22 protein-coding genes are annotated in these 21,365 nt (G+C 44.0%); 17 read left to right on the top strand and 5 right to left on the bottom strand.

Features of this window, described 5'->3' with window-relative positions:
- Positions 1-30: 30 nt before the first annotated feature.
- Positions 31-4,605, bottom strand: a complete 4,575-nt coding sequence (locus tag AAA938_RS07730) for a translocation/assembly module TamB domain-containing protein (RefSeq protein WP_338228055.1) — start codon at positions 4,603-4,605, stop codon at positions 31-33.
- Between the two features lie 29 nt (positions 4,606-4,634).
- On the opposite strand from AAA938_RS07730, the gene tsaD reads away from it, so the two are divergent.
- The 4 genes from tsaD to AAA938_RS07750 are packed head-to-tail and all read left to right on the top strand — an operon-like array spanning position 4,635 to position 7,396.
- On the top strand, positions 4,635-5,648 hold the full coding sequence (gene tsaD, locus AAA938_RS07735; RefSeq protein WP_338228056.1) for a tRNA (adenosine(37)-N6)-threonylcarbamoyltransferase complex transferase subunit TsaD: 1,014 nt from the start codon (positions 4,635-4,637) through the stop codon (positions 5,646-5,648).
- Position 5,649: 1 nt separating this feature from the next.
- Positions 5,650-6,120 (top strand): SsrA-binding protein SmpB, encoded by a 471-nt coding sequence (gene smpB, locus AAA938_RS07740; protein ID WP_338228057.1) that lies wholly within the window; start codon positions 5,650-5,652, stop codon positions 6,118-6,120.
- Positions 6,083-6,880, top strand: a complete 798-nt coding sequence (locus tag AAA938_RS07745; RefSeq protein ID WP_338228058.1) for a hypothetical protein — start codon at positions 6,083-6,085, stop codon at positions 6,878-6,880. Before smpB ends, AAA938_RS07745 begins: the two co-directional genes overlap by 38 nt.
- Positions 6,881-6,883: 3 nt before the next feature.
- A complete protein-coding gene (locus AAA938_RS07750; RefSeq protein WP_338228059.1) occupies positions 6,884-7,396 on the top strand; it encodes an HNH endonuclease in 513 nt (170 codons plus the stop codon).
- On the opposite strand, the gene AAA938_RS07755 is transcribed toward AAA938_RS07750, so the two are convergent.
- Both AAA938_RS07755 and AAA938_RS07760 read right to left on the bottom strand, forming a co-directional pair.
- Positions 7,393-7,626 carry a hypothetical protein gene (locus AAA938_RS07755; protein ID WP_338228060.1) on the bottom strand — a complete coding sequence of 78 codons (234 nt, stop codon included), beginning with the start codon at positions 7,624-7,626 and terminating at the stop codon, positions 7,393-7,395. The genes AAA938_RS07750 and AAA938_RS07755 overlap by 4 nt on opposite strands.
- A gap of 25 nt (positions 7,627-7,651) precedes the next feature.
- Entirely contained in the window at positions 7,652-8,209 is a 558-nt protein-coding gene (locus AAA938_RS07760) for a hypothetical protein (protein ID WP_338228061.1), read from the bottom strand.
- 329 nt (positions 8,210-8,538) lie between these two features.
- On the opposite strand from AAA938_RS07760, the gene AAA938_RS07765 reads away from it, so the two are divergent.
- The 9 genes from AAA938_RS07765 to aroF all read left to right on the top strand — a co-directional run bounded on the left by AAA938_RS07765 (position 8,539) and on the right by aroF (position 16,730).
- Entirely contained in the window at positions 8,539-9,951 is a 1,413-nt protein-coding gene (locus AAA938_RS07765) for an anthranilate synthase component I family protein (protein WP_338228062.1), read from the top strand.
- Positions 9,952-9,985: 34 nt separating this feature from the next.
- On the top strand, positions 9,986-10,381 hold the full coding sequence (locus AAA938_RS07770) for a four helix bundle protein (protein WP_338228063.1): 396 nt from the start codon (positions 9,986-9,988) through the stop codon (positions 10,379-10,381).
- A gap of 40 nt (positions 10,382-10,421) precedes the next feature.
- Positions 10,422-10,988: an anthranilate synthase component II gene (locus AAA938_RS07775; protein WP_338228064.1), complete on the top strand. Its 567-nt coding sequence runs from the start codon at positions 10,422-10,424 to the stop codon at positions 10,986-10,988.
- Positions 10,989-11,017: 29 nt separating this feature from the next.
- Entirely contained in the window at positions 11,018-12,028 is a 1,011-nt protein-coding gene (trpD, locus tag AAA938_RS07780; RefSeq protein WP_338228065.1) for an anthranilate phosphoribosyltransferase, read from the top strand.
- A 9-nt stretch (positions 12,029-12,037) separates the two neighbouring features.
- Complete coding sequence (trpC, locus tag AAA938_RS07785) at positions 12,038-12,859, top strand: indole-3-glycerol phosphate synthase TrpC (RefSeq protein ID WP_338228066.1); 822 nt, start codon at positions 12,038-12,040, stop codon at positions 12,857-12,859.
- Positions 12,859-13,500 carry a phosphoribosylanthranilate isomerase gene (locus AAA938_RS07790; RefSeq protein WP_338228067.1) on the top strand — a complete coding sequence of 214 codons (642 nt, stop codon included), beginning with the start codon at positions 12,859-12,861 and terminating at the stop codon, positions 13,498-13,500. The genes trpC and AAA938_RS07790 overlap by 1 nt, the downstream gene beginning before the upstream one ends.
- A gap of 21 nt (positions 13,501-13,521) precedes the next feature.
- Positions 13,522-14,700 carry a tryptophan synthase subunit beta gene (trpB, locus tag AAA938_RS07795; RefSeq protein WP_338228068.1) on the top strand — a complete coding sequence of 393 codons (1,179 nt, stop codon included), beginning with the start codon at positions 13,522-13,524 and terminating at the stop codon, positions 14,698-14,700.
- 89 nt (positions 14,701-14,789) lie between these two features.
- Positions 14,790-15,563, top strand: a complete 774-nt coding sequence (gene trpA / locus AAA938_RS07800) for a tryptophan synthase subunit alpha (RefSeq protein ID WP_338228069.1) — start codon at positions 14,790-14,792, stop codon at positions 15,561-15,563.
- Positions 15,564-15,710: 147 nt separating this feature from the next.
- Positions 15,711-16,730 carry a 3-deoxy-7-phosphoheptulonate synthase gene (gene aroF / locus AAA938_RS07805; RefSeq protein ID WP_338228070.1) on the top strand — a complete coding sequence of 340 codons (1,020 nt, stop codon included), beginning with the start codon at positions 15,711-15,713 and terminating at the stop codon, positions 16,728-16,730.
- A gap of 95 nt (positions 16,731-16,825) precedes the next feature.
- On the opposite strand, the gene AAA938_RS07810 is transcribed toward aroF, so the two are convergent.
- Together AAA938_RS07810 and AAA938_RS07815 are read right to left on the bottom strand one after the other, a co-directional pair.
- The gene (locus AAA938_RS07810) at positions 16,826-17,992 is read right to left on the bottom strand and encodes a 6-bladed beta-propeller (protein WP_338228071.1); all 1,167 of its coding nucleotides are present in this window, start codon (positions 17,990-17,992) and stop codon (positions 16,826-16,828) included.
- 61 nt (positions 17,993-18,053) lie between these two features.
- The gene (locus tag AAA938_RS07815) at positions 18,054-18,308 is read right to left on the bottom strand and encodes a hypothetical protein (RefSeq protein WP_338228072.1); all 255 of its coding nucleotides are present in this window, start codon (positions 18,306-18,308) and stop codon (positions 18,054-18,056) included.
- Between the two features lie 219 nt (positions 18,309-18,527).
- Here AAA938_RS07815 and AAA938_RS07820 point away from each other — a divergent pair, with 219 nt between their 5' ends.
- The 4 genes from AAA938_RS07820 (at position 18,528) to hisA (ending at position 21,307) form a co-directional block, all read left to right on the top strand.
- Complete coding sequence (locus AAA938_RS07820; RefSeq protein ID WP_338228073.1) at positions 18,528-18,704, top strand: hypothetical protein; 177 nt, start codon at positions 18,528-18,530, stop codon at positions 18,702-18,704.
- Between the two features lie 257 nt (positions 18,705-18,961).
- Positions 18,962-19,747 carry a phenylalanine 4-monooxygenase gene (locus AAA938_RS07825; RefSeq protein WP_338228074.1) on the top strand — a complete coding sequence of 262 codons (786 nt, stop codon included), beginning with the start codon at positions 18,962-18,964 and terminating at the stop codon, positions 19,745-19,747.
- A gap of 77 nt (positions 19,748-19,824) precedes the next feature.
- Complete coding sequence (hisH, locus tag AAA938_RS07830) at positions 19,825-20,421, top strand: imidazole glycerol phosphate synthase subunit HisH (RefSeq protein ID WP_338228075.1); 597 nt, start codon at positions 19,825-19,827, stop codon at positions 20,419-20,421.
- A 172-nt stretch (positions 20,422-20,593) separates the two neighbouring features.
- Positions 20,594-21,307, top strand: a complete 714-nt coding sequence (gene hisA / locus AAA938_RS07835; RefSeq protein ID WP_338228076.1) for a 1-(5-phosphoribosyl)-5-[(5-phosphoribosylamino)methylideneamino]imidazole-4-carboxamide isomerase — start codon at positions 20,594-20,596, stop codon at positions 21,305-21,307.
- Positions 21,308-21,365: the final 58 nt, after the last annotated feature.

Below are 21,365 nucleotides of genomic sequence, written 5' to 3' on the forward strand. Positions count from 1 at the left end.
CTGAAGAATAGATCTAAAGCAGGAATTGTTTCAGAGATTTTCCTTTGAAGGAATGATGACCCGGATAGAATCCGATTTGGTAGGAGAGCTGAAGGGAGGAAGTTTTTCCAAATCAATTGGCTTCCAGTCTTCATCCGGCTGATAATCTCTTCTGAGGAAATCATCAGAGTCATTGGTCAAATTATTCCTGTTTTTCTTCTTGAATATGATGTTGAACAGCTCGGAGAATGAGTTGAATGAAACGTTTTGGGTCAGAGAAGCTCCATAGGTGAGGACGTTCTGAGTCAAAGAGAGAGAGGTAAAGGTGTTGAAGTTGTTTCGGTTGAAGATTCTCAGACGATAGACTCCGTCCTCTGTGATCAGATATTCTGCCTGCCAGTCTCCGATAATGGAGGCCGCATTGGCATTGCCCTGATTATCTGTAAATCCCCCGTCCCTTGATACCCGAAGTCGACCATCCAAGAACGTGTAGGCCACGCTCAGTTGGAAATTTTCCAATGCATTTTGGTCCAGAGTAGCCAAGTCGATGTTGATCTCAAGGTTTTTGTCCAAGCTACCGATGAGGTTGTTCAGCTGGGAAGAGACCAAGCTACTGAGACTGGAGGAAATGGTTGCCACCCCTGTAAATTCACCTTCGGGAGAGAAGCTGCGGCTGATAATTACGGATACCACTTGTCGGTTCATTTCCTGCTCATCCGCTGCTACCCGGTTTTGAAATGCGGAAATGGTGGTCTGCACGTCCCCCGAAGACGGGAATTCGGAAAAATCAAAACTGAACCGAATATCCGGGGATAGGAGCTCTCCCTCAAGATCCATCAGGACTTTCAATGGAAAACGCCTTCTCATTTGACTGTTTTCTTGCAGAGATGTTGTGCTTGCCAGAGGTTGCAGATTTACATTTTCTTCATAGACCGCTCTCAGATTCATGATTCCTTCCAGAGGGTCCCCAAACCAGGTGATTCTACCGCCAGGCTGGATGATAAACTGCTTTTTGACCACATTATACAAAGAGAAATTGTAAAGTCCCTCCGTGATTTCGTAGTTGCCAGAGAGACCAAAGTTGCCTTGGGTGTCCACATTCATGGCCAAAACTCCACGTCCTCTACCTTGGATACTTTCCCCCGTTTTGGGATCAATGATGATTTCAACATAAGCGTCAGGGGTCACATCCAGGTTGAAATTCATCCTTACATTTTGGATATCCAGTCTATTGACATCTTCCGCCAGTGCATTGATCCGGACGGTATCTTGGATATTGATGATCTGAATGAAGTCTTCCTGATATTGATCATTGCTGCTGACCAAAGGAATAAAGACCCGGGTATTGGGTTGGGAGGTGACTGAGGCGTTGATATTGAGGTTGCTTGTGCTTCCTTTCACTTCCAAAGAACCGGTCGCAAAGGCTGTTCCATAGAACATTTCGCTTTCTCTGGCAGTGGTGTTCAAGACCTGAAAGTTGTTCAAACGGGAAGTGATATCGAGATTGAAGTCACTGAAGCCATTGTGTCTAATCCCCCCTGTGAAAGTAGCCCTGCTGCCATTGATATCCCTCAGCACCAAATCCCTAAAGCTGATCAGGGTGGGCTGGAACAGGACGCTTCCGTCCATTTGATAGCTTGTATTAAGATAGTTGACTCGGAATTTGGCCTGATTCAGCCTGCCTGTACCAATGAGTTCCGGCAAATCCATGGTCCCCCTGAGTTGGAGATTTCCGGTCATATTACCTCCAAGGTTGGTGATGTATTGAGATAAAAAGGGCTCAAAAATCACCAGATTGGCCTCATCCAAGCGGGCCTCCAAATCGAGATTTTTGCTATCCAAACCGATGGTTCCATTGGCGGTGATTTTCTCCACTCCATTGATGTCATTGACCAAGTCCAAGATTAATTCGGACTCGCTCAAACTAGCGCTGGCCTCGAGGTTGCCAATTGGAAACTGATTGATTTCTGTATCGGCGATGGAAATTTTTCCTCTAAAATTTGCCTGATTCTGAAGATTGGAGAGAAGTAGCTGTCCCGTGGTAGTGCCTTCAAACTCATAGGGTGTCACGGTATTGAGCAGATCGAGACTTACACTTTGGATATCGATCCGAAGGGTTTCTTCAGGGTCTGAGCTTATTTTTCCTTCCACTCCCAATAGCTGTTCATCTTTGAAAATTTTCAGGTTTTCAAAGGTGATTTCTCCCTGGGCTATCGCTACCCGGTTGGTCGGATCAAATTCCCAATCTCTGTTCAGTACCCGAAGAAGGGAGGGTTTGAAACGAATTTCTGTGCCAGAGCTTGAGAACTTGGTCTCCGCCTCGATTCTTGCCTTACTTTGGGTAGAGTCTTGATCCAGACTAAACTCCAGGTCAAGATTGGTTTGATTCCAGATCGCCTCGAATCCCAGATTATTGAAGGCCAATTGTTCACCTATCTTTTGCTCTTTGGAATAGATATAGAAAGAGGCCAAAATATCCTCGCTGTTGATGATTTTGGAGGTGTTGAAGTCAATATTGGTTCCTAATGCCGTCTTGTCTTGGTAGGATAAGGTGTCAATGCTTGTGAAGAAGTTAAACACCGTATTTTCAGAGGTTTGGTAAAAGGCTCCTTCGAGAATCGTATTCTTTGAAATGCTAAAATCCGGCTGGAAAAGTTGGATAATAGGATTGATATCTGGCATCCGCACATTGAGATCCAGATTATAAGGCTCGGAAAAGTTCTTTTCTAAGTCCGCGGTGGGTTGAGGTTCATTCAATACTATAGCCAAATATTGCTGCCCTAAGATTTCCAAATCCTGAAGCATTTGGCCCAGATTGAATTGCCCGGAGGCTGCGGCCACCATATAGTCAGAGTTGAAAGAAATGGTCCGGGTTCCTCCTGCAAAAAGAGACTGAAAATAAGCGCCTCCAAAATCCAGTAACCGGTCCTCGTACCCAAACTTCATATCGTTAAACTTGGCAATCCCGGTAATCTCATCCAAAGTGACTCCCTTGGTATTGATATCCATTTTTCCTGCAATGAAGGCAGGCTTTTCGGATAGATTGATCTGATCGAGATTCAGCGTGTCCAAGTTGGCTACCAGTCTGATGGAATCCACTCCTTCCTCGAGATTGAGGTACCCATCTATCTGCGCCATGAGGTTGGGGTCGTCGATATCAAGATTTCCCCGGAAGAGATTTAATCCATAAGTGGCGTCGGTACGGATCCCCGTAAAATTGTAGGAGTTGACCCCAAGCTGACTGATGGAGGCTTTCATGTCCACCAATAGATTTTCGATCGAATTGCCTTTCAAATCCACATTTCCCTCCAAACTTACCTTTTGGAGTAGCTCCCGGTTTTCTGCCAAAATTCCCAAATCCAAATTCTGGACTTTTACTCTTGATACAATGTAGGGTAGGTTATTCACCATGTCGTAGGTGATCCTGCCCTCGAGGTTACCTATGCTGGTTTTGAATGATCCATTGGTGACAAAACGGGTAGGCACTCCTTGAAAATCCGTGTCGAATCGGATCAGATTAAACTTGTTGATTTGTTTTTCGATATCCGTGGGAAGATAAGGGGCCAGATCTCTGGAAGAGATTACAGAATTTTTAAGCGAAAGATTGAGGTAGGTTTTTTCAAAATCAGGTAAACCATCCAGAAGGAAGGAACCGAAAATGGCTGTTTTTTCTCCCAGGCGAAGTAAAAATTCATCGGATTTGATTTCTGATACAGGGCCTAATACAGTTCCGCTCAGAAAAATAGCATCTTCTATTTCGGGAAAATCGGGAACAAAAAGCCTCAAATCGGAAAGGTGAACCTTAGTCTCGTTCATCTTTGCGGTGATTTTGACTTGGTTTAAAAAATCTGAAAATCCTTCAGGGCCGATCAGATCCAATCTCAGAAAGTCTTGGATGTTGCTTTTATCTGTTTTCAGGGAAAGTCTATCGAGCTCCAAAAAGGCAGGGTCGTAGGTAAGTTGGGTTTTGAGCTCGCGGATATTAAGTCCGGAATTGATCTCCTTGCCCGTCAGCGTTTTGATGTCAATTCCAATGGTAGAGCCATTTAAGGTGAAGTTTTCGGCATTGGCCGTGATTTCATCAAATTGAAGCCTTGCATAATCCAAGCCTTGCTCAATGGGTTCTGAATTGAAATCAACCAGAAAAAATTCGGATTGTCGGAGTTCGATGGTTTTGAATTTCAGGCTGATCGGTTTAGAACTCGGTTTGGAGGAGCCAAATCTTTCACTCAATTCATTGACCCACTGGTTGATGTTAATGATACTATCTCCGGAATGGGTGAATAGGTGAATTTTGGCTTTTTCCAGTCGAATTAAATCTACTTCTATATCCCCGGGAGGAAGGAGGCTGAGAAGAGCAAAATCCGCATGGGCCCGATCCACCCCGATCATGAGACTGTCTCTGGAATCGTAGATTTTGACCTCTTCCAGATCCAGGGCGTCCCACCAATTGAGCTTAATTTTGCCGATTTCGGTGGTAAATTCAGAATCTGAATTCAGGAAGGAAGTAACCCGGTCGATAGCCCAGTTTTGCACAGAAGTAACCTGCAGTGCCAAGGCTAGAAAAATAAAAAGCAAGAGGGTAGAGAATATCACCCAAGACAGCAAGCGGAAGGCTTTGTGCAAAAAATCCGTAACTTTCGGGCTCTTTTCCAATGGGTACCAACGATATCTCTATACTAGCAATTGAATCCTCGTGTGACGAGACTTCTGCCTCTATTATCTTAAATGGCAAAGTACTTAATAATATTGTGGCCACACAATCAGTCCACGAAAAATATGGCGGTGTAGTTCCCGAATTGGCCTCGAGAGCCCATCAAGAAAACCTCATTCCTGTCGTCCAAGAGGCCATTTCTACTTCGGGCATTTCCAAAGATCAGCTATCCGCTGTGGCATTTACCAGAGGGCCAGGATTGATGGGGGCTTTGCTGGTGGGGGTAAGTTTTGCTAAGGCTTTTGCCCGATCTTTGAATATTCCTCTGATCGATATCAACCATATGCAGGCCCATGTGTTGGCTCATTTTATTGATGATCCCAAGCCTGGTTTTCCTTTTCTCTGTCTTACCGTGAGCGGAGGACATACCCAGCTCGTTTTGGTCAGAGATCATCTCGACATGGAAGTGATCGGACAAACTCAGGATGATGCAGTGGGAGAGGCTTTTGACAAAACAGCCAAGCTACTTGGCCTTCCGTATCCCGGCGGTCCTTTGATTGACAGCTATGCCAAAGAAGGAAATCCAAAGGCCTTCGCATTTCCTATTACCAGAATGCCCGGTTTGAACTATTCTTTTTCGGGAATCAAAACCGCAGTCCTTTATTTTCTAAGAGATCAGCTGGCCCAAGATCCTGATTTTATCGAAAAAAATCTGGCTGACCTTTGCGCCAGCATTCAATATACCCTAATCGAAATGCTGTTGGTCAAGCTCAAAGAGGCTGTCAAGCAGACCGGGGTGAAAGAGATTGCCATCGCAGGAGGTGTATCTGCCAATTCGGGACTTCGAGCAGCTTTGGAAGAGCTTTCCAAAAAACGGGGTTGGAAACTTTTTGTGCCTAAATTCGAATACTGCACCGATAATGCGGCCATGATTGCCATGGCGGCCCACTACAAGTACCTCAAGGGAGAATTTGTCGGATTGGACATTACTCCCCTTGCCAAAATGAAATTTTGATATGTCATCAAAGCCCAATCGATTCGAGAAATCTGTCAACATCAAAAACAAGAAGGCGAGCTTTGAATTTGAGTTCATAGATACCTATGTGGCTGGATTGATGCTGAAAGGCACTGAGATCAAATCCATCCGAGAGGGCAAGGTCTCCTTGACCGAAGCCTACTGTGTATTTCATCAGGGGGAATTGTATATCCGGCAAATGCATATCGCACCCTACAGCATGGCGGCAAGCTATAATCATGAGGCAGTGAGAGAAAGAAAACTCCTCCTGAACAAAAAAGAATTGGAAAAGCTGGAAACTAAGTCGGCTGAAAAGGGCCTTGCAATCATTCCCGTTCGTATATTTATCAATGACCGAGGCAAAGCCAAATTGGAAATTGCCTTGGCTCGAGGAAAGAAACTCCATGATAAAAGACAGGACCTGAAGGAAAAAGATGCAAAAAGAGAGCTCCAACGAATGGCCTTTGATTGATGCGTTTGGGATTTGCAGGCAGACCATTCTACCGGTTTACAGGCAGCCCACTTTTGATTCAGCTTTAGTCACTCAGTTGCTTTTTGGGGAGTGTTATCAGATCGTAGGCCTTACTTCAGACAGAAATTGGATCAGAATTTACCATGAGGACACTGGCATGGGAGGCTGGGTTTGGGCTCCTTTGATCAAGGAAATCACCGGTGCGGAATACCAAAACTTTTTGGATCAGGATTTTCAGATTGTCACCAGTCCAATTGCGGTGATTGAGTATTTGGGAGCCAACCTCTATCTGCTTCCCGGAAGCCGGCTTCATTTTTCCGAGTTTGAATTGTTCAACTGGCAGGACCATATCGGATTCACGGGAAATTATCGCGCGCATGCCAACAAGGCGAGCAGAGAAGAGCTTCTCGAGATCGGTACCCGTTTCTTGAATGCGCCTTTCCAGTCAGGTGGTCGGAGTCTTTTTGGTTTGGACGAAGAGCAGGGATTCGCCCTGATTTTTGGGATAGCAGGCTACAATTGGATTTCCGGGAAGATTCCGGGAAAAAGTGTGACACCCGAGCAGGCTGTACCGGGAGATCTATTTATTTTCAGGGATTTGGAAAAGCAAAAATCCCACTTTGGGCTTTTTCTGGGGGCTGAGGAAATCCTGTGGATGGACAATAAACTCAAAATCTCAGATATGGACGAATGGGAAGATTTTCTGAGAAACAATAGCAGTGAACAAGTCGTTTTTGACGCGAGATCAGTAGTAAGTTAAGGTATGGATAAGCGGGTGTTAGTTCTCAATTTGGATCATTCTCCGGTGGCTGTGGTCAGTCCTCAGAAGGCTATTGTCTTGGTTTTGCTGGAAAAAGCGAATGTCCTCTCGACCTACCAGCTTTTGGAAATCCGTACGGTGAGCAGAAGTTTTGAATACCCAGCAGTAATCCGTCTCAGTCAGTACAAAAATGTACCTTATCGCGGGGTACTGCTGAACAGAAATAATCTTTTTCGAAGAGACAACGGGGAATGCCAATATTGTGGAAGCCGACGTCATCTGACTATTGATCATATTATTCCCCGCTCCAAAGGGGGAAAAACCTCTTGGACCAATTTGGTGACTGCCTGTAATCGCTGCAATGTGAATAAGGGGGACAAAACACCTGAGCAAGCGGGGATGGTTTTGAAAACCGAGCCTTTCAAACCTTCCTTATCCTATTTTTTGGCGGAGTATGCAGAAAGACAGGCTGAGGAGTGGTTGCCTTTTCTTTCGGTATCTTCGGTCAAAGCTTAAGACTGGCTTTTGGCTAATAAAAGCTGAAATTCCAAAGGACTGCAGGATTGAAACCCATCGGCCTCCAAGTCTTCAAATATCTCCTCATCGGCTTCTATTGCCGTTTTTTCTATTTTTCCATCCGGATGAACAATCAGTTCTGTTCCCGTCCAATCTCCGGGATTTACCATGACCAAAACCTGATAATCGTCAAATACCCGCTTGAAATACTGTGCTATTGCCTTGGCCATTCTTTTTTTTCCAAAGGTAATAAAATCAATTACCTCTGCTTCGCATAGTCACAGGCTGTGCAAGATAAATCAAATCTGAAGGTGGTTTTTGGGTGGTTTTAATCTGGTCAAAAACAAAAAATGACTGGGCAATAAAGTCCCGCTCGTTTAGGGTTTTAATGGGCTTGATCCCAAAGTTTTCAACAAGGAAAAGTGGCCCATATGGTCCTATGATTTCATGTCCATTTTGGCTACGTTTTCTTTTTAATTTGAAAACTTCTCCACTTTCAAATTCAAATCTGGCATTTCCCCAAAAGTAACTTCCTTTTCCTCTTGCGATCTGTTGCTTGGAGTTTTGGTCTATGATTCTGGCGTTTTTGATTATCCCATAATTTTTATGATAAAACATGCGGGTAGTCCTGTTGCCTTGATGAAGATCCGCATATTGAAATCCAGGGTCCACTTTCAACAACGTGTTTTCACCTCCGCTTTCTTGGAATTTCACTTCAATCATGGGCAATTCCCAAGAAGCGGCAGACTGAGAGTTGGCTTGTAAGGAAAGGATCATCAATCCGAAAAGCAGAAAAAGAGAACGAGTTTTCATGGGAGTGGCTGTTAGTTGATAGCCTTAACGAAATCATTTGGTTGAGGTTCAATTGTTTTGAATCCTATTCTGATCCGCTCATTTATCAAAATGATAGCGAAAAATTATTTTTTTTGAAAAACCCGAAACGATGCTTTGTCTTTTCCAATCCCTTTCTAAATTTGTCGCATCCTTATGAAAACAATCGCAAACAAATACTGGTGGTGGCATTCAAGCTCTTTCCAAGGGAAAGCTCAGAAAGCCGTTGCCTAAATTTTGCGCAGCACATATCACAGAAGGCTTACTGGATTTCCCGGTAAGCCTTTTTTTATGAAAAAAAATAACCACTGATGAACCACATTAAGTATCCTATTCTCACCACTTACCGAAAGCGACTGGCTGACACGATCACTCCCGTGAGCATTTATCTGCAGATTAGAGATCGCTTTGCCAACCCGATCCTCTTGGAATCTTCCGATTACCACGGTCAGGAAAACAGCTATTCCTATATCTGCTTTAATCCCATTGCCACTTTTGATTTCAATGCCGGACAAGTCACCGAAAAGCTTCCGGACGGCAAGGAATTGAGCTATCCTGTGACCGCACAGAAGCGCCTGATGGACTGCCTCAGGGCTTTTGGAAACAAGTTTGACCCGACTCCGGACAAGTTCAAGTTCAGTACCAACGGGCTTTTTGGCTATATCCAATACGATACGGTGGGGTGGTTTGAAGACATCAAACTGAGCAAAACCACACCCAATGAAATCCCGATGATGCACTATGCGATGTACCAGAATATCATCGTGGTGGATCACTACAAAAATGAGCTCCATCTCTTCGAACATCGGGTGGCTGGGGCTAACAATCCCGAATACCTTGCTGAGATAGAAACCTTGCTCAACAATAAAAATATTCCTGCATACAGCTTCAAGCGAGTAGGAGAGGAAGTTTCCAACTATTCCGATGAGGAGTTTTTGAAAATACTCAATCAAGGCAGAGAGTATTGCTTTCGGGGGGATGTGTTCCAAATTGTGCTTTCAAGAAGGTTTTCGACCGAATTCAAAGGGGATGAATTCAATGTGTATCGGGCACTCAGATCGGTCAATCCTTCTCCCTATCTTTTCTACTTTGATTATGGGTCCTTCAAGGTTTTTGGAAGTTCGCCCGAGGCACAGATTGTGGTCAAAAACCGCAAAGCAACCATCTTCCCAATTGCAGGAACTTTCCGTAGAACGGGCAATGATGTCGAGGATGCAGAATTGGCCAAAAAGCTTTTCGACGATCCCAAAGAAAACTCAGAGCACGTGATGCTGGTGGATTTGGCTAGAAATGACCTTTCTCGATCCTCTGATGTGGTAGAAGTGGAGGTCTTCAAAGAAATCCAATACTACTCTCATGTGATTCACTTGGTTTCCAAAGTCACCGGTCAACTGGCTGAGGGAGCCAATCCGCTTCAGTTGGTAGCAGACACCTTTCCGGCAGGGACCCTCTCCGGAGCGCCGAAATACCGGGCGATGGAACTCATTGACGAACTGGAAAACGTCAGCCGTCAATTCTATGGAGGTGCAATTGGCTACCTGGGTTTCAATGGAGACTTTAATCATGCAATTTTAATCCGATCCTTTGTCTCGGAAAACAATCACCTGAGATTCCAGGCTGGAGCAGGAGTAGTGGCCAAAAGCTCGATTCCTTCCGAGTTGCAGGAAGTGGCAAATAAGCTGGAGGCGTTGAGAGTTGCTTTGCGGGCGGCCGAGAATATTTAATTGAAAAATTGGAAGATTTAAAAATTGAAAAATTATGGCCAAGTACGAGCGCTTTGAAGATTTGCCGGTATGGCAGCATGCCATTGAGATCGGAGTCAGAATTTACGAATTGGTCGATTCCGAAAAGGTGTTGAAGGATTATCGTGCTAAAGATCAGCTTGTTGGTGCAGCTATTTCAATTTCCAATAACATCGCGGAAGGTTTCGAATACAATAGAAATAAACAGTTCATTCGATACTTAAAAATAGCCAAAGGTTCAGCAGGAGAACTAAGAAGTCAGCTTTTTCTAATGATGAGAGCCGGAAAAATTGAAAAGGAGGTCTATGAATTTAACTACAATGACTTGGTCCTTTTCTCCAGTGAGGTAAAAGGTCTGATCAAATATCTACGAGACTTCGAAAAGAACCGAAAAAGGCAAGGAGGAGCGTAATCTTTCAATCTTTCAATTTTACAATCTTGAAATTTCAAATATGAAAATACTGGTACTCGATAATTACGACTCCTTCACCTACAACCTGGTCTATATCGTCCGGCAGTTGGGGTTTGGAGCGCAAATGGATGTCTTTAGGAATGACAAAATCAGTCTTGAAGATGCCTCCAACTACGATAAAATCCTTCTTTCACCTGGACCTGGCATCCCGTCAGAAGCGGGAATAATGCCTGAGTTGTTAAAGGAGTATGCTTCGACCAAATCCATTTTCGGAGTTTGCCTGGGGCATCAGGCGATAGGAGAGGCTTTTGGCGGTAGCCTGATCAACCTTTCTGAAGTACTTCACGGAGTAGCTTCCGAGGTGACGGTGCAGGATGATTTGTTGTTCAAAGACGTTCCGAATACATTCAAAATCGGCCGATATCACTCTTGGGTGATCGATGAGTCCACTCCTTCCCCGGATTTGGAAGTGATCGGCAGAACTCCGGATAAACAAATCATGGCCGTCCGACACAAACAGTTTGATGTCCGAGGAGTTCAATTCCATCCGGAAAGTATTTTGACCGAAAATGGTGTCAAAATCATGCAAAACTGGTTAGATTCTTAAATTTGAAGTTCACCCACCCACTATCACCCATGAAAGAAATTCTCAATCAATTGATCGCACATCAGACTCTTTCGCAAGAACAGGCTCGTGAAGTGCTCAAAAATATCGCCACCGGAGGCTACAATACGAGCCAAATTGCTGCTTTTATGACGGTTTACCTGATGAGAAGCATTACCGTAGAGGAGCTTCGGGGCTTCCGTGAGGCGATGCTGGAGTTGTGTATTCCTGTTGAAATCGACGAATACGATGCCATGGACCTTTGCGGCACCGGGGGTGACGGTAAGGATACCTTCAATATTTCCACGCTTTCGTCCTTTATCGTAGCTGGTGCAGGGCAAAATGTAGCTAAACACGGAAATACGGGGGTTTCTTCGATTTGTGGTTCTTCCAATTTGCTCCAATACTTTGGGTATCAGTTTACCAATGATCTGGATGAAATAAGACGCTCTCTGGACGAAGCGGGACTTTGCTTCCTGCATGCGCCACTTTTCCATCCGGCCATGAAAAATGTGGCGCCGATCCGAAAGGAACTCGGCGTGAAGACCTTTTTCAATATGCTCGGTCCTATGGTAAATCCAAGCTTTCCAAGAAAGCAACTGGTCGGCGTATTTAGCTTAGAATTGGCTCGTTTGTACGGGTATTTATACCAAGAAACCGACGGAAAATTTTCAATCCTTCACGCACTGGATGGATACGATGAGATTTCTCTCACGGGTCCGTTTAAGATGATTTCAAACTCGGGTGAGAAATTATATAATCCTGAAACTATCGGACTTTCTAGGCTTTCTGCTGAAAGCATCAAAGGAGGCGCTACAGTGGAGGAGTCAGCAAAAATCTTTGAAAACATATTGAAGGGAAAAGGGGAAAAAGCTCAAAACCAAGTCGTTATTGCTAATGCTGCGGCGGCTCTGGTGACAGCTCGAGAAGGATTGAGCTTTGCCGATGCGGTTTTGGAAGCCGAGGAAGTGTTGCTTAGCGGCAAGGCACTTAAAGTATTTAATGGTTTGGTCAATCCACAAACGACCGTTTCACTCGCTTAAAAAGTACTTATGAATATTCTGGAAAAAATCATTGCTGATAAATACAAGGAAGTAGACGAGAAAAAGAGTCTAATTCCTGTCAAACTGCTGGAAAAAAGCATCTACTTCTCCGGGCCGGTGGTGTCCATGAAAAAATATGTAAGTCATCCGGAAAAGTCAGGAATAATCGCCGAATTCAAGCGGAAGTCCCCGTCCAAGGGTTGGATCAATGCTTCGGCTTCCGTGGAGCAAGTCAGTATCGGATACATGCAGGCTGGGGCATCTGCGCTTTCCATCCTGACTGATAAGGAATACTTCGGAGGTACCAATGAGGATCTGAAAATTGCCCGAAAATTCAATTTCTGCCCAATCCTCCGTAAGGATTTTGTGGTGGACGAATACCAAATCATCGAAGCAAAATCTATCGGTGCCGATTGTATTTTGCTGATTGCGGCAGCTTTGGAACCGGAGAAATTGAAGTCTTTGGCCTACTTCGCCAAAAGTCTCGGGCTGGAAGTACTTATGGAGGTCCACGACGGGGAAGAACTTGACCGAAGTCTTTGTGATGCCCTGGATTTGGTAGGAGTGAATAACCGTAACCTAAAGACCTTTGAGGTTTCAATCGATACTTCTTTAGGTTTGGTAGATCGTATTCCCTCGACCTTTGTGAAGGTATCAGAAAGCGGGATATCCGAACCAAAAACCTTGGTTGAGTTGAAAAAAGCGGGTTTTGATGGTTTCCTGATCGGGGAAAACTTCATGAAATCCAGCCGTCCTGAGCAGGCCGCTTATAATTTCATCAAGGAATTTGGAAAGCTGAAAGCCTTGGAATCCGAGCTAAGCCAAGCCTGATGGAAATCAAAGTCTGTGGCATGCGAGAGCCGGAAAATATCCGAAGTTTGATTTCGGAAGTGAATCCGGATTGGATGGGATTGATCTTTTATCCCAAATCGCCCCGCTATGTGACAGATGAAAAAGCGGCTGACTTGAAGGAGCTTCCGGTGAAAAAAGTCGGGGTTTTTGTCAATGAAACAGAAGCTGAAATCCTGAGAAAAGTGGACCAATTTGGCCTTTCTGCCATTCAGCTACATGGAAGTGAGTCGCCTGATATAGTGAAAAGTCTGGCTAAAAAAACCGAAGCGGAACTCTGGAAAGTGATCTCTGTCGGAGCAGAGATTGATTGGCAAAGTCTGGAAGATTACCTGCCTTATGTGAGCAAGTTTCTTTTCGATACAGCCACTGCAGCGCATGGAGGCTCGGGAAGAAAGTTTGACTGGGAAATTCTCAAAACCTATCCCTTCGACAAAGGCTTTCTGCTGAGTGGAGGACTGGATGAAGAAAGTGCCGATGAGGTTTTGGCTTTGCGAAAGCAAATCCCCCAACTCCAAGGCGTGGATATCAACTCCAAATTTGAGGAGGCTCCCGGTCTAAAAAACATTGAAAAACTGAAGAATTTTAAAAGTCGCCTGATTCATGCAGGCACTCAAAACTAATAACCTTATATCTAGGAACCGATGATACGTGTAGATGAAAAAGGCTTTTACGGGAAGTTTGGAGGGGCATATATCCCCGAGATGCTTCATCCGAATATCGAAGAGCTGAGAGAAAATTATGAGGAGATCGTAGCCAGTCCGGAGTTTCAGCAGGAGTTTCAGACTTTGCTCAGGGACTTCGTAGGCCGCCCGACTCCGCTTTATTTTGCCACTCGTCTTTCCGAGCAATTCGGGGCGAAAATCTACCTTAAGCGGGAGGACCTTTGCCATACCGGTGCGCATAAAGTCAATAATACCGTAGGGCAGATTCTTTTGGCCAAAAGACTGGGCAAAAAACGCATTATCGCCGAAACGGGTGCCGGCCAACATGGGGTAGCGACTGCGACGGTTTGTGCCCTGATGGGAATGGATTGCACGGTCTACATGGGCGAGTTGGACATTCAGCGTCAGCGTCCCAATGTGGAACGAATGAGAATCCTCGGCGCCAAAGTCGTGCCAGCGACTTCCGGCTCCAAGACCCTCAAAGACGCGACCAATGAAGCTATGCGTGCCTGGATCAATAATCCGGTGGATACCCATTACATCATCGGTTCAGTAGTAGGTCCTCATCCCTATCCGGAGATGGTCGCTAGATTTCAGTCCGTCATCTCAGAGGAGATGAAGTGGCAATTAAAAGAAAAAGAAGGTCGCGAAAATCCAGACGCTGTCATCGCCTGTGTGGGTGGAGGTTCTAACGCTGCGGGAGCTTTTTACCACTATTACAATACGCCTGAAGTGCGCCTAATCGCAGCAGAAGCGGCAGGTTTGGGTATCAGTTCGGGGAAATCCGCTGCGACTACTGTGTTGGGGACTCCAGGGATTTTGCATGGTTCTAAGACCATTCTCATGCAAACCGAAGATGGACAAGTCGTCGAGCCACATTCCATTTCTGCTGGTCTGGACTATCCGGGAATCGGGCCGGTTCATGCGCACCTGTTTGACATTGGAAGAGCGGAGTTTGTAGCTGTTGAAGATGAAGACGCCATGAAAGCCGGGATTCTTCTCAGCCGAACAGAAGGAATTATCCCTGCGATCGAGACTGCCCACGCCATCCATGCCCTGAACATGATCGAATATCGAAAAGACGAGGTGATCGTGATCAATCTCTCCGGAAGAGGAGACAAGGACCTGGAGACATATATCAAGTGGGGAAATTATTGATTTATAGTCCGATGTAGGATGTCGGATGACCGATGGCCTAAGTAGGTCAAACAGCGGTCATCGGACATCGGGCATCAAACAACTGAGAAATGAATCGCATACACTACTTATTTAATACCAAACAGGATCGGGTGCTTTCGATCTACTTTACCGCTGGGTTTCCCAAGCTGGAGGATACCATTCCGGTAATGGAGGCCATTGAGGCAGGGGGAGCGGACATCATCGAAATCGGGATTCCGTATTCTGATCCTATTGCTGACGGTCCTACGATCCAAAACAGCAATATGATTGCCCTGGAAAATGGCATGAGCATGAAGAAGCTCTTTGAACAATTGAAGGGTTTCCGGGCTAAAGTACACCTTCCTGTGGTGTTGATGGGCTACCTGAATCCGATTATACAGTTTGGGATGGAGGAGTTTTGTAAAAAGTGCAAGGAAGTTGGAGTGGATGGACTCATCGTGCCTGACTTGCCGATGCAGCAGTACTTGGATGAATACAAAAGCCTATTTGACTCCTATGGATTGGTCAATACCTTTTTGATCTCTCCCCAGACTTCCGAAAAGCGAATCCGCGAAATCGATGAAAACACCGACGGATTTATTTACATGGTGTCTTCCCACTCGATCACCGGAGCCAAGGCTGATATTTCAGAAGAGCAGATCGCCTACTTCGAGCGGGTGAAAGCCATGAACCTCAAAAATCCCCGATTAATTGGTTTTGGTATTTCCGATGCCCAAACCTTCAGTACCGCTTCTCAATACAGCAACGGAGCGATAATTGGTTCGGCTTTTATCAAAAAAGTAAAAGATTCTACAAACCTGAGTCAGGACATCCAGGACTACCTGAGAAGTGTTAAAGCATAACAAACCTTATCTATTTCAGAATTTTGATTTACGATTTATGAGGTCATGTTGACCCTCAATCCTTATCTCCAAAAGCTTTGCTTTTTGTTTTAGAGATTGAAGTCCAAAAATGCCTCGTAAATCAAAAATCGTAAATCGTACTTAACTATGATTATCCAACTTCAGCCCGATATCACCGATTCCCAAAAAGAAAAACTGATCTCCAAAGTCAATGAGAGCGGTTACAAAACCACCGAGGTCAAAACCCAACTCGGCGACTACATCATCGGTATCGGTAAAAATGAATTTGACATACGCCGCATCGGTCAGATGGACGGCATTCAGGATATCCACATCGTCTCGGACGAATACAAACTGGTGTCAAAAAAGTGGAAAGCCAAGCCTACCTCCGTCGATCTTGGGGACGGAGTATTTATCAAGGATGGAGAAATGGCCATCATCACTGGTCCTTGCTCGATCGAATCCGAAGAGCAAATCCGCAAAGTGGTCAATCACTGCGTGGAAAATGGGATTACCATGATGCGCGGTGGAGTTTTCAAGCCAAGAACATCTCCTTATGCTTTCCGAGGGATGGGTATCGACGGTCTTAAACTGTGGCATTCCATCGCTTCTGAAGCAGGAGTGAAGATCGTCACTGAGGTGATGCAAACTTCCCAAATCGAGGAAATGTACCCTTACGTGGACATTTACCAAGTTGGTGCGAGAAACTCTCAAAACTTCAACCTTCTGGACGAACTAGGGAAAGTGGATAAAGCTGTGATGATCAAGCGAGGCATTTCTGGTACCATCGAAGAATTGCTTCAATCTGCTGAATATGTGTTTTCCGGAGGAAATGAAAAACTGATCCTATGCGAACGAGGTATCCGAACCTACGAACGCGCTTCCCGAAATACGCTGGATCTGAATGCTATTCCGATTTTGAAAGCCAAATCCCACCTTCCGGTAATCGTCGATCCTTCTCACGGTATTGGAATCCGGGCTTATGTGCCTCAGATGGCCTTGGCAGGGGTAATGGCTGGAGCGGATGGAATCATCTATGAATCCCATGAAGTTCCCGAGAAAGCCTTTTCCGACGGACAGCAGACACTGGATTTTGCCCAGAGTGCAAGACTAGCCGCTTGGATCAGAGAGATTTTTGCTAAAAGAAAAACGTTCGATTTGCTGTAATAAAACGTAACAGATTTGAGTAAGTGTCCTACTTCTTTGGGAGTAGGACAGACTAACTGATAGTTATAACATTTTAATTTAAAATGAGGAAAAAATTATTTTAGATAATAGATAATAAAGACCGGATTTTGATTCTCAGGTGTATTTAGTTTTTTAAGCTCCTTAGTAAATTCATTTTGATCTAGGTCCATAGATTTGATTCTTTCATAGGCGTAATCGGAATCTAAAGAAACAATTGCTGTTTTGGAGTGGATATCTCCGGGGGCTGATATCCCATCACTTGGTAATAAGTTGTCAAGTCCGTTTTCAAATTTGGAAATTAATTCAACACTGTTTTTTTCAGTATCAAGCAAAATAGTACTGTGTATTGATGGACCTTTAATTATGGGTAAGAGTATTTTCTTATTTCCTATATTAATGTAATTGTATAGATAATAGGCATCAGATAGATGAATTTGATCGTATATATCCATGGGATTGTGGACCTTTTCGGGATCTAGTTTCAATGGGTTATTTTCAATAGTAAATCGAATTATCGAGTGATTTCCTTCCCAATCCATTTTCACTAAATTATTGGAGTAAATGTCAAGAAAATAGAATTCGTCTTTTGAAACGGTCGAAAAAAAGTATTGGGTTTTATCTTCTAACACTTTGATAAATTCTCCCGGATAGTTTTCAAAAAATGTGATTTTCTTGTCTTCAGCATAGGTCTGTAGATTTAATTTTCCGATTCTTTTTTTAGAATCGACAGTCATCACATTTAGGAAGATAATTTCATTTTCCTTTTCGATAAGATCACCAATAAGACCTATTTCATTTACTTGGGTCTCTTCTAAAAAATTACCTTTCCAATCAAACTGAAGTATTTTTTTTGTTAATGCGCAGTAGACTAATAGTCGGTCTCCATTATTATTTATTCTTATAAAAGTTGGAGTTCTAAATTTTCCTGGTCCTTCTCCCGTCGCTTGAATGTCAAAAAGAAAATCGCCATTAGTATTGAACACTTGAATTTTTTTTTGTTTTTGAAAGTCAACCACAATTAGTTTATCCTCAAATACAATTGGATTATTTGCATAGGCAATAATTTCATCCTCTTTCGGATGAATAACTTCTGCCTTGGCCACGATATCTGCTAAAGGAATTTCAATTCCTTTAGCAGGATTGACAGAGTAAGTAATTAAAGATGGGGTTATTGTTTCCTCTTTTTTTGTTTGACAGAAGGTTAGTAAAGTTAATGCGGTTAGATAAATAGTTTTTTTCATATAGATGTTTACTTTTCCATGGCTTTCGCCGGAAAGCCATGGATTTTTTTAGTGGATAGAGTTATGCGTATTCCATAGGGCAACACCAACCACCTTCTTTGCAAGTATAAATTGCCCTATACTTGGGAACACCTAATTCTCCTACACTCACGGATGTTCCTGTTTGAACTTGAGAATGCAAGGCTATCTCTGTTCCAGGACAGGCTTCATAGATCTTTGCATCTTGGCCTTGCACATCTAGGGAGTGATACCCGAAGAATCCAAGGAAGGCCAAAACCAACCCAAGTTTTGCCGAAATTGATTGAAAGTTTTTCATTGTGTTTTATTTGGTTCAGGACAAAAATGTGGACTTATTTTTTAAATAAATCGGACAAAATCGGACAAATTAGTTTTGAGGGCATTGCTCTAAATTTTTTTCTTCTGAGATCAGCTTAAAATTAGTCTAACATTTACCAATTTAGATTTGTTTCGTAACTGTCCATATTGTATGATTGGATGTAGTTTACATTTTCCAACTGATTCACACTTTTTACCCATGTCCCGAAAAGCCAAGTCCCGTCAGGAAATCGCCCAAGAGTTTGGGATTTCTGCCAAGACCCTTTCCCGGTGGTTTTTAAAGGAGAATCTCAATATCCCCAAAGGATTGATCTCTCCCAAAAGTCAAGACTTGATTTATGAAAAATTTGGAAAAGGTATAGGCCAAAAACAATGACTTTAGGACAGAAGTCTGGCTTAAGGAAAACTTTTGACCTTCTGTAAAAAACTTTTGTACTAAGCCAAAACCCTGCTTAAATTCGAAGCATGAATCCGACACCAAGAACCTACGTGCATCATTCTTATCACTTCCTCCAATGAGGGATAGGGATGACTTTGGTTTTTGCTGAAGATATAAAAAGGCCTATTCCGTAACCGGTTTAGGCCTTTTCTAGTTTTAGAAGTAAAAAGAACAGTTATAAACCCAAATAGAAAATGAGTAACCAAGCCAAAGACTGGGTCTTTTCCGACCCGAGACTGAAAAAAATGAGGCAGGATTACGCTGCATACACCGAGGAGGATTTTAAAGTATGGAAGATTCTCTTCGAAAGGCAAATGCCCAACCTTCCCAAAGCTGCCTCTAAGGCCTATTTGGAAGGGGTGAAGACGGTGAAATTTACCGCGGATCGCATTGCCAACTTTGAGGAACTAAACGAGATCCTTTTGAAAACTACCGGATGGGCAGTTCAGGTAGTTCCCGGCCTGATTGATGACGATTTGTTTTTCGGTTTGATGAACAACAAGCGTTTTCCTTCTTCCACCTGGCTACGAAAAATGGAACAGCTGGACTACCTCGAGGAGCCGGATATGTTTCACGATGCCTTTGCCCACATGCCTTTGCTGACCAATCAGCATTATGTGGATTTCCTGGAAAAACTGAGCGGAATCGCACTTAAGCACATTCAGGACCCTTGGGCGATTCAGTTGCTGAGTCGGATTTACTGGTTTACGATTGAGTTTGGATTGATTCGCGAGGAGGGGGAACTGAGAGTGTATGGAGCAGGGATTTTGAGTTCGGCAGGAGAAACGAAGTTTTCGCTTTCTGAGGAACCCAAACATTTCCCCTACGACGTGCGCCACATCATGAGTACCGAGTACTGGAAAGATCGCTTCCAGGATAAATATTGGGTGATCGACAGCTACGAGCAGCTTTTCAATTCCCTTCCTGAGATTGAGGAGGTTTTGGAGGAGATGCTTTCAGCTAAAGAAGCTAAGAGCTAGACATAAGACTTTAGACGCTAGACATAAGACGTAGACACTAAGTCTTAATTCTTGTGTCTAGCGTCTTGATACTAAAGATGAAAATAGCAGTAATCAAATACAACGCCGGCAATGTCCAATCGGTGCTCTACGCCTTGGAGCGATTGGGTGCAGATGCGGTGCTGACGGATGATCCGGAGGAAATCCACGCGGCGGACAAGGTGATCTTTCCCGGTCAGGGAGAAGCGAGTTCGGCGATGACCTACCTCAAAGCCCGTCAACTCGACCAAGTCATCAAGGATATCAAGCAGCCTTTTTTAGGAGTATGTTTGGGTTTGCAGTTGCTCTGTGAGCATTCCGAAGAAAACGATACCGAGTGCTTGGGGATCTTTCCGGTGAAAGTGAAACGCTTTATTCCTGAGAATTCACAGGAATTCAAAGTGCCTCACATCGGTTGGAATGAAATTGAAAATTTGGCCGACAATGTCTTGCTAAAGGATCTGCCTAATCCGAAGTTTCTGTATTATGTTCATAGCTACTACGCTGAATTGAGCGAGGCTACCATTGCTACCACTCATTATATTCATGACTTTACCGCTATTCTCCATCGGGATAATTACTGGGCGATTCAGGCCCACCCAGAGAAAAGCAGTACGGTCGGGGAGAAGTTGCTTGCTAACTTCTTAAACATTTAACCAATTTACGATGTACGATTTTTGATTTACGAGACCTTTAGGAACTTCAATCCTATTCTTCAAAGGTTGGTTCTTAATAAAAATGATTGAGGTTAATATTGAGGTCGTAAATCGTACCTCGTAAATCGTCAATATTTCCAAATCTTCTAATTTCCCAATCCACCAATCCAAAATGTTCATAATCCCAGCAATCGACCTTATCGGAGGCAAGTGCGTTCGCCTCAGTCAGGGTGACTACAGCAGCAAAAAAGAATACCATGACGACCCACTCGAAATGGCCAAGCGTTTTGAAGGCGCTGGAATCACAAGATTGCACTTGGTGGATCTCGATGGCGCCAAGGCTAAAAAAATCGTCAATGGAGCTGTTTTGGAACGAATTTGTGCTGGAACGAGTCTTCAGGTGGATTTTGGAGGAGGAATTCAAGCCGATGAGGAGATCGAAAAAGCCTTTGCCCTTGGAGCCAAGCAAGTGACGGGAGGAAGTATTGCAGTAAAAAATCCGGGTTTATTCGATGAATGGATCACGAAGTACGGTTCGGAGAAAATCATTTTGGGCGCCGATGCCAAAAACAAGAAAATTGCCGTCGGAGGATGGGAAGAGACCACTTCGGTGGAGTTGATTCCTTTTATCAAAAGCTATTTCGAAAAAGGAATCCGCTATGTGATCTGCACCGATGTAGCCAAAGACGGCTTGCTTCAAGGGCCTTCGGTGGATCTTTATCGCGAGATTTTGCAGGAAATTCCTGAGTTGAAATTGATTGCCAGTGGAGGAGTGTCCTCGGTAAAAGACCTTGAAGAGCTAGAGAAAGTCGGAGTTTACGGAGCGATTGTGGGAAAAGCTTACTACGAGGGAAGAGTGACGCTGGAGGAATTGGCAGCCTTTTAATTTACGATTTAGGATTTTTGATTTACGACGTTATTCTGAACTTCAATCATTAAAAAGG

This window comes from Algoriphagus taiwanensis (genome assembly GCF_036245645.1).
Lineage (GTDB): Bacteria > Bacteroidota > Bacteroidia > Cytophagales > Cyclobacteriaceae > Algoriphagus > Algoriphagus taiwanensis.

Excerpts from the sequence above, each read along its gene's own strand:
- tsaD (WP_338228056.1), top strand. The coding sequence starts at position 4,635 with ATGGGTACCAACGATATCTCTATACTAGCAATTGAATCCTCGTGTGAC.
- smpB (WP_338228057.1), top strand. The coding sequence starts at position 5,650 with ATGTCATCAAAGCCCAATCGATTCGAGAAATCTGTCAACATCAAAAAC.
- AAA938_RS07745 (WP_338228058.1), top strand. The coding sequence starts at position 6,083 with ATGCAAAAAGAGAGCTCCAACGAATGGCCTTTGATTGATGCGTTTGGG.
- AAA938_RS07750 (WP_338228059.1), top strand. The coding sequence starts at position 6,884 with ATGGATAAGCGGGTGTTAGTTCTCAATTTGGATCATTCTCCGGTGGCT.
- AAA938_RS07755 (WP_338228060.1), bottom strand. The coding sequence starts at position 7,626 with ATGGCCAAGGCAATAGCACAGTATTTCAAGCGGGTATTTGACGATTAT.
- AAA938_RS07760 (WP_338228061.1), bottom strand. The coding sequence starts at position 8,209 with ATGAAAACTCGTTCTCTTTTTCTGCTTTTCGGATTGATGATCCTTTCC.
- AAA938_RS07765 (WP_338228062.1), top strand. The coding sequence starts at position 8,539 with ATGAACCACATTAAGTATCCTATTCTCACCACTTACCGAAAGCGACTG.
- AAA938_RS07770 (WP_338228063.1), top strand. The coding sequence starts at position 9,986 with ATGGCCAAGTACGAGCGCTTTGAAGATTTGCCGGTATGGCAGCATGCC.
- AAA938_RS07775 (WP_338228064.1), top strand. The coding sequence starts at position 10,422 with ATGAAAATACTGGTACTCGATAATTACGACTCCTTCACCTACAACCTG.
- trpD (WP_338228065.1), top strand. The coding sequence starts at position 11,018 with ATGAAAGAAATTCTCAATCAATTGATCGCACATCAGACTCTTTCGCAA.
- trpC (WP_338228066.1), top strand. The coding sequence starts at position 12,038 with ATGAATATTCTGGAAAAAATCATTGCTGATAAATACAAGGAAGTAGAC.
- AAA938_RS07790 (WP_338228067.1), top strand. The coding sequence starts at position 12,859 with ATGGAAATCAAAGTCTGTGGCATGCGAGAGCCGGAAAATATCCGAAGT.
- trpB (WP_338228068.1), top strand. The coding sequence starts at position 13,522 with ATGATACGTGTAGATGAAAAAGGCTTTTACGGGAAGTTTGGAGGGGCA.
- trpA (WP_338228069.1), top strand. The coding sequence starts at position 14,790 with ATGAATCGCATACACTACTTATTTAATACCAAACAGGATCGGGTGCTT.
- aroF (WP_338228070.1), top strand. The coding sequence starts at position 15,711 with ATGATTATCCAACTTCAGCCCGATATCACCGATTCCCAAAAAGAAAAA.
- AAA938_RS07810 (WP_338228071.1), bottom strand. The coding sequence starts at position 17,992 with ATGAAAAAAACTATTTATCTAACCGCATTAACTTTACTAACCTTCTGT.
- AAA938_RS07815 (WP_338228072.1), bottom strand. The coding sequence starts at position 18,308 with ATGAAAAACTTTCAATCAATTTCGGCAAAACTTGGGTTGGTTTTGGCC.
- AAA938_RS07820 (WP_338228073.1), top strand. The coding sequence starts at position 18,528 with ATGTCCCGAAAAGCCAAGTCCCGTCAGGAAATCGCCCAAGAGTTTGGG.
- AAA938_RS07825 (WP_338228074.1), top strand. The coding sequence starts at position 18,962 with ATGAGTAACCAAGCCAAAGACTGGGTCTTTTCCGACCCGAGACTGAAA.
- hisH (WP_338228075.1), top strand. The coding sequence starts at position 19,825 with ATGAAAATAGCAGTAATCAAATACAACGCCGGCAATGTCCAATCGGTG.
- hisA (WP_338228076.1), top strand. The coding sequence starts at position 20,594 with ATGTTCATAATCCCAGCAATCGACCTTATCGGAGGCAAGTGCGTTCGC.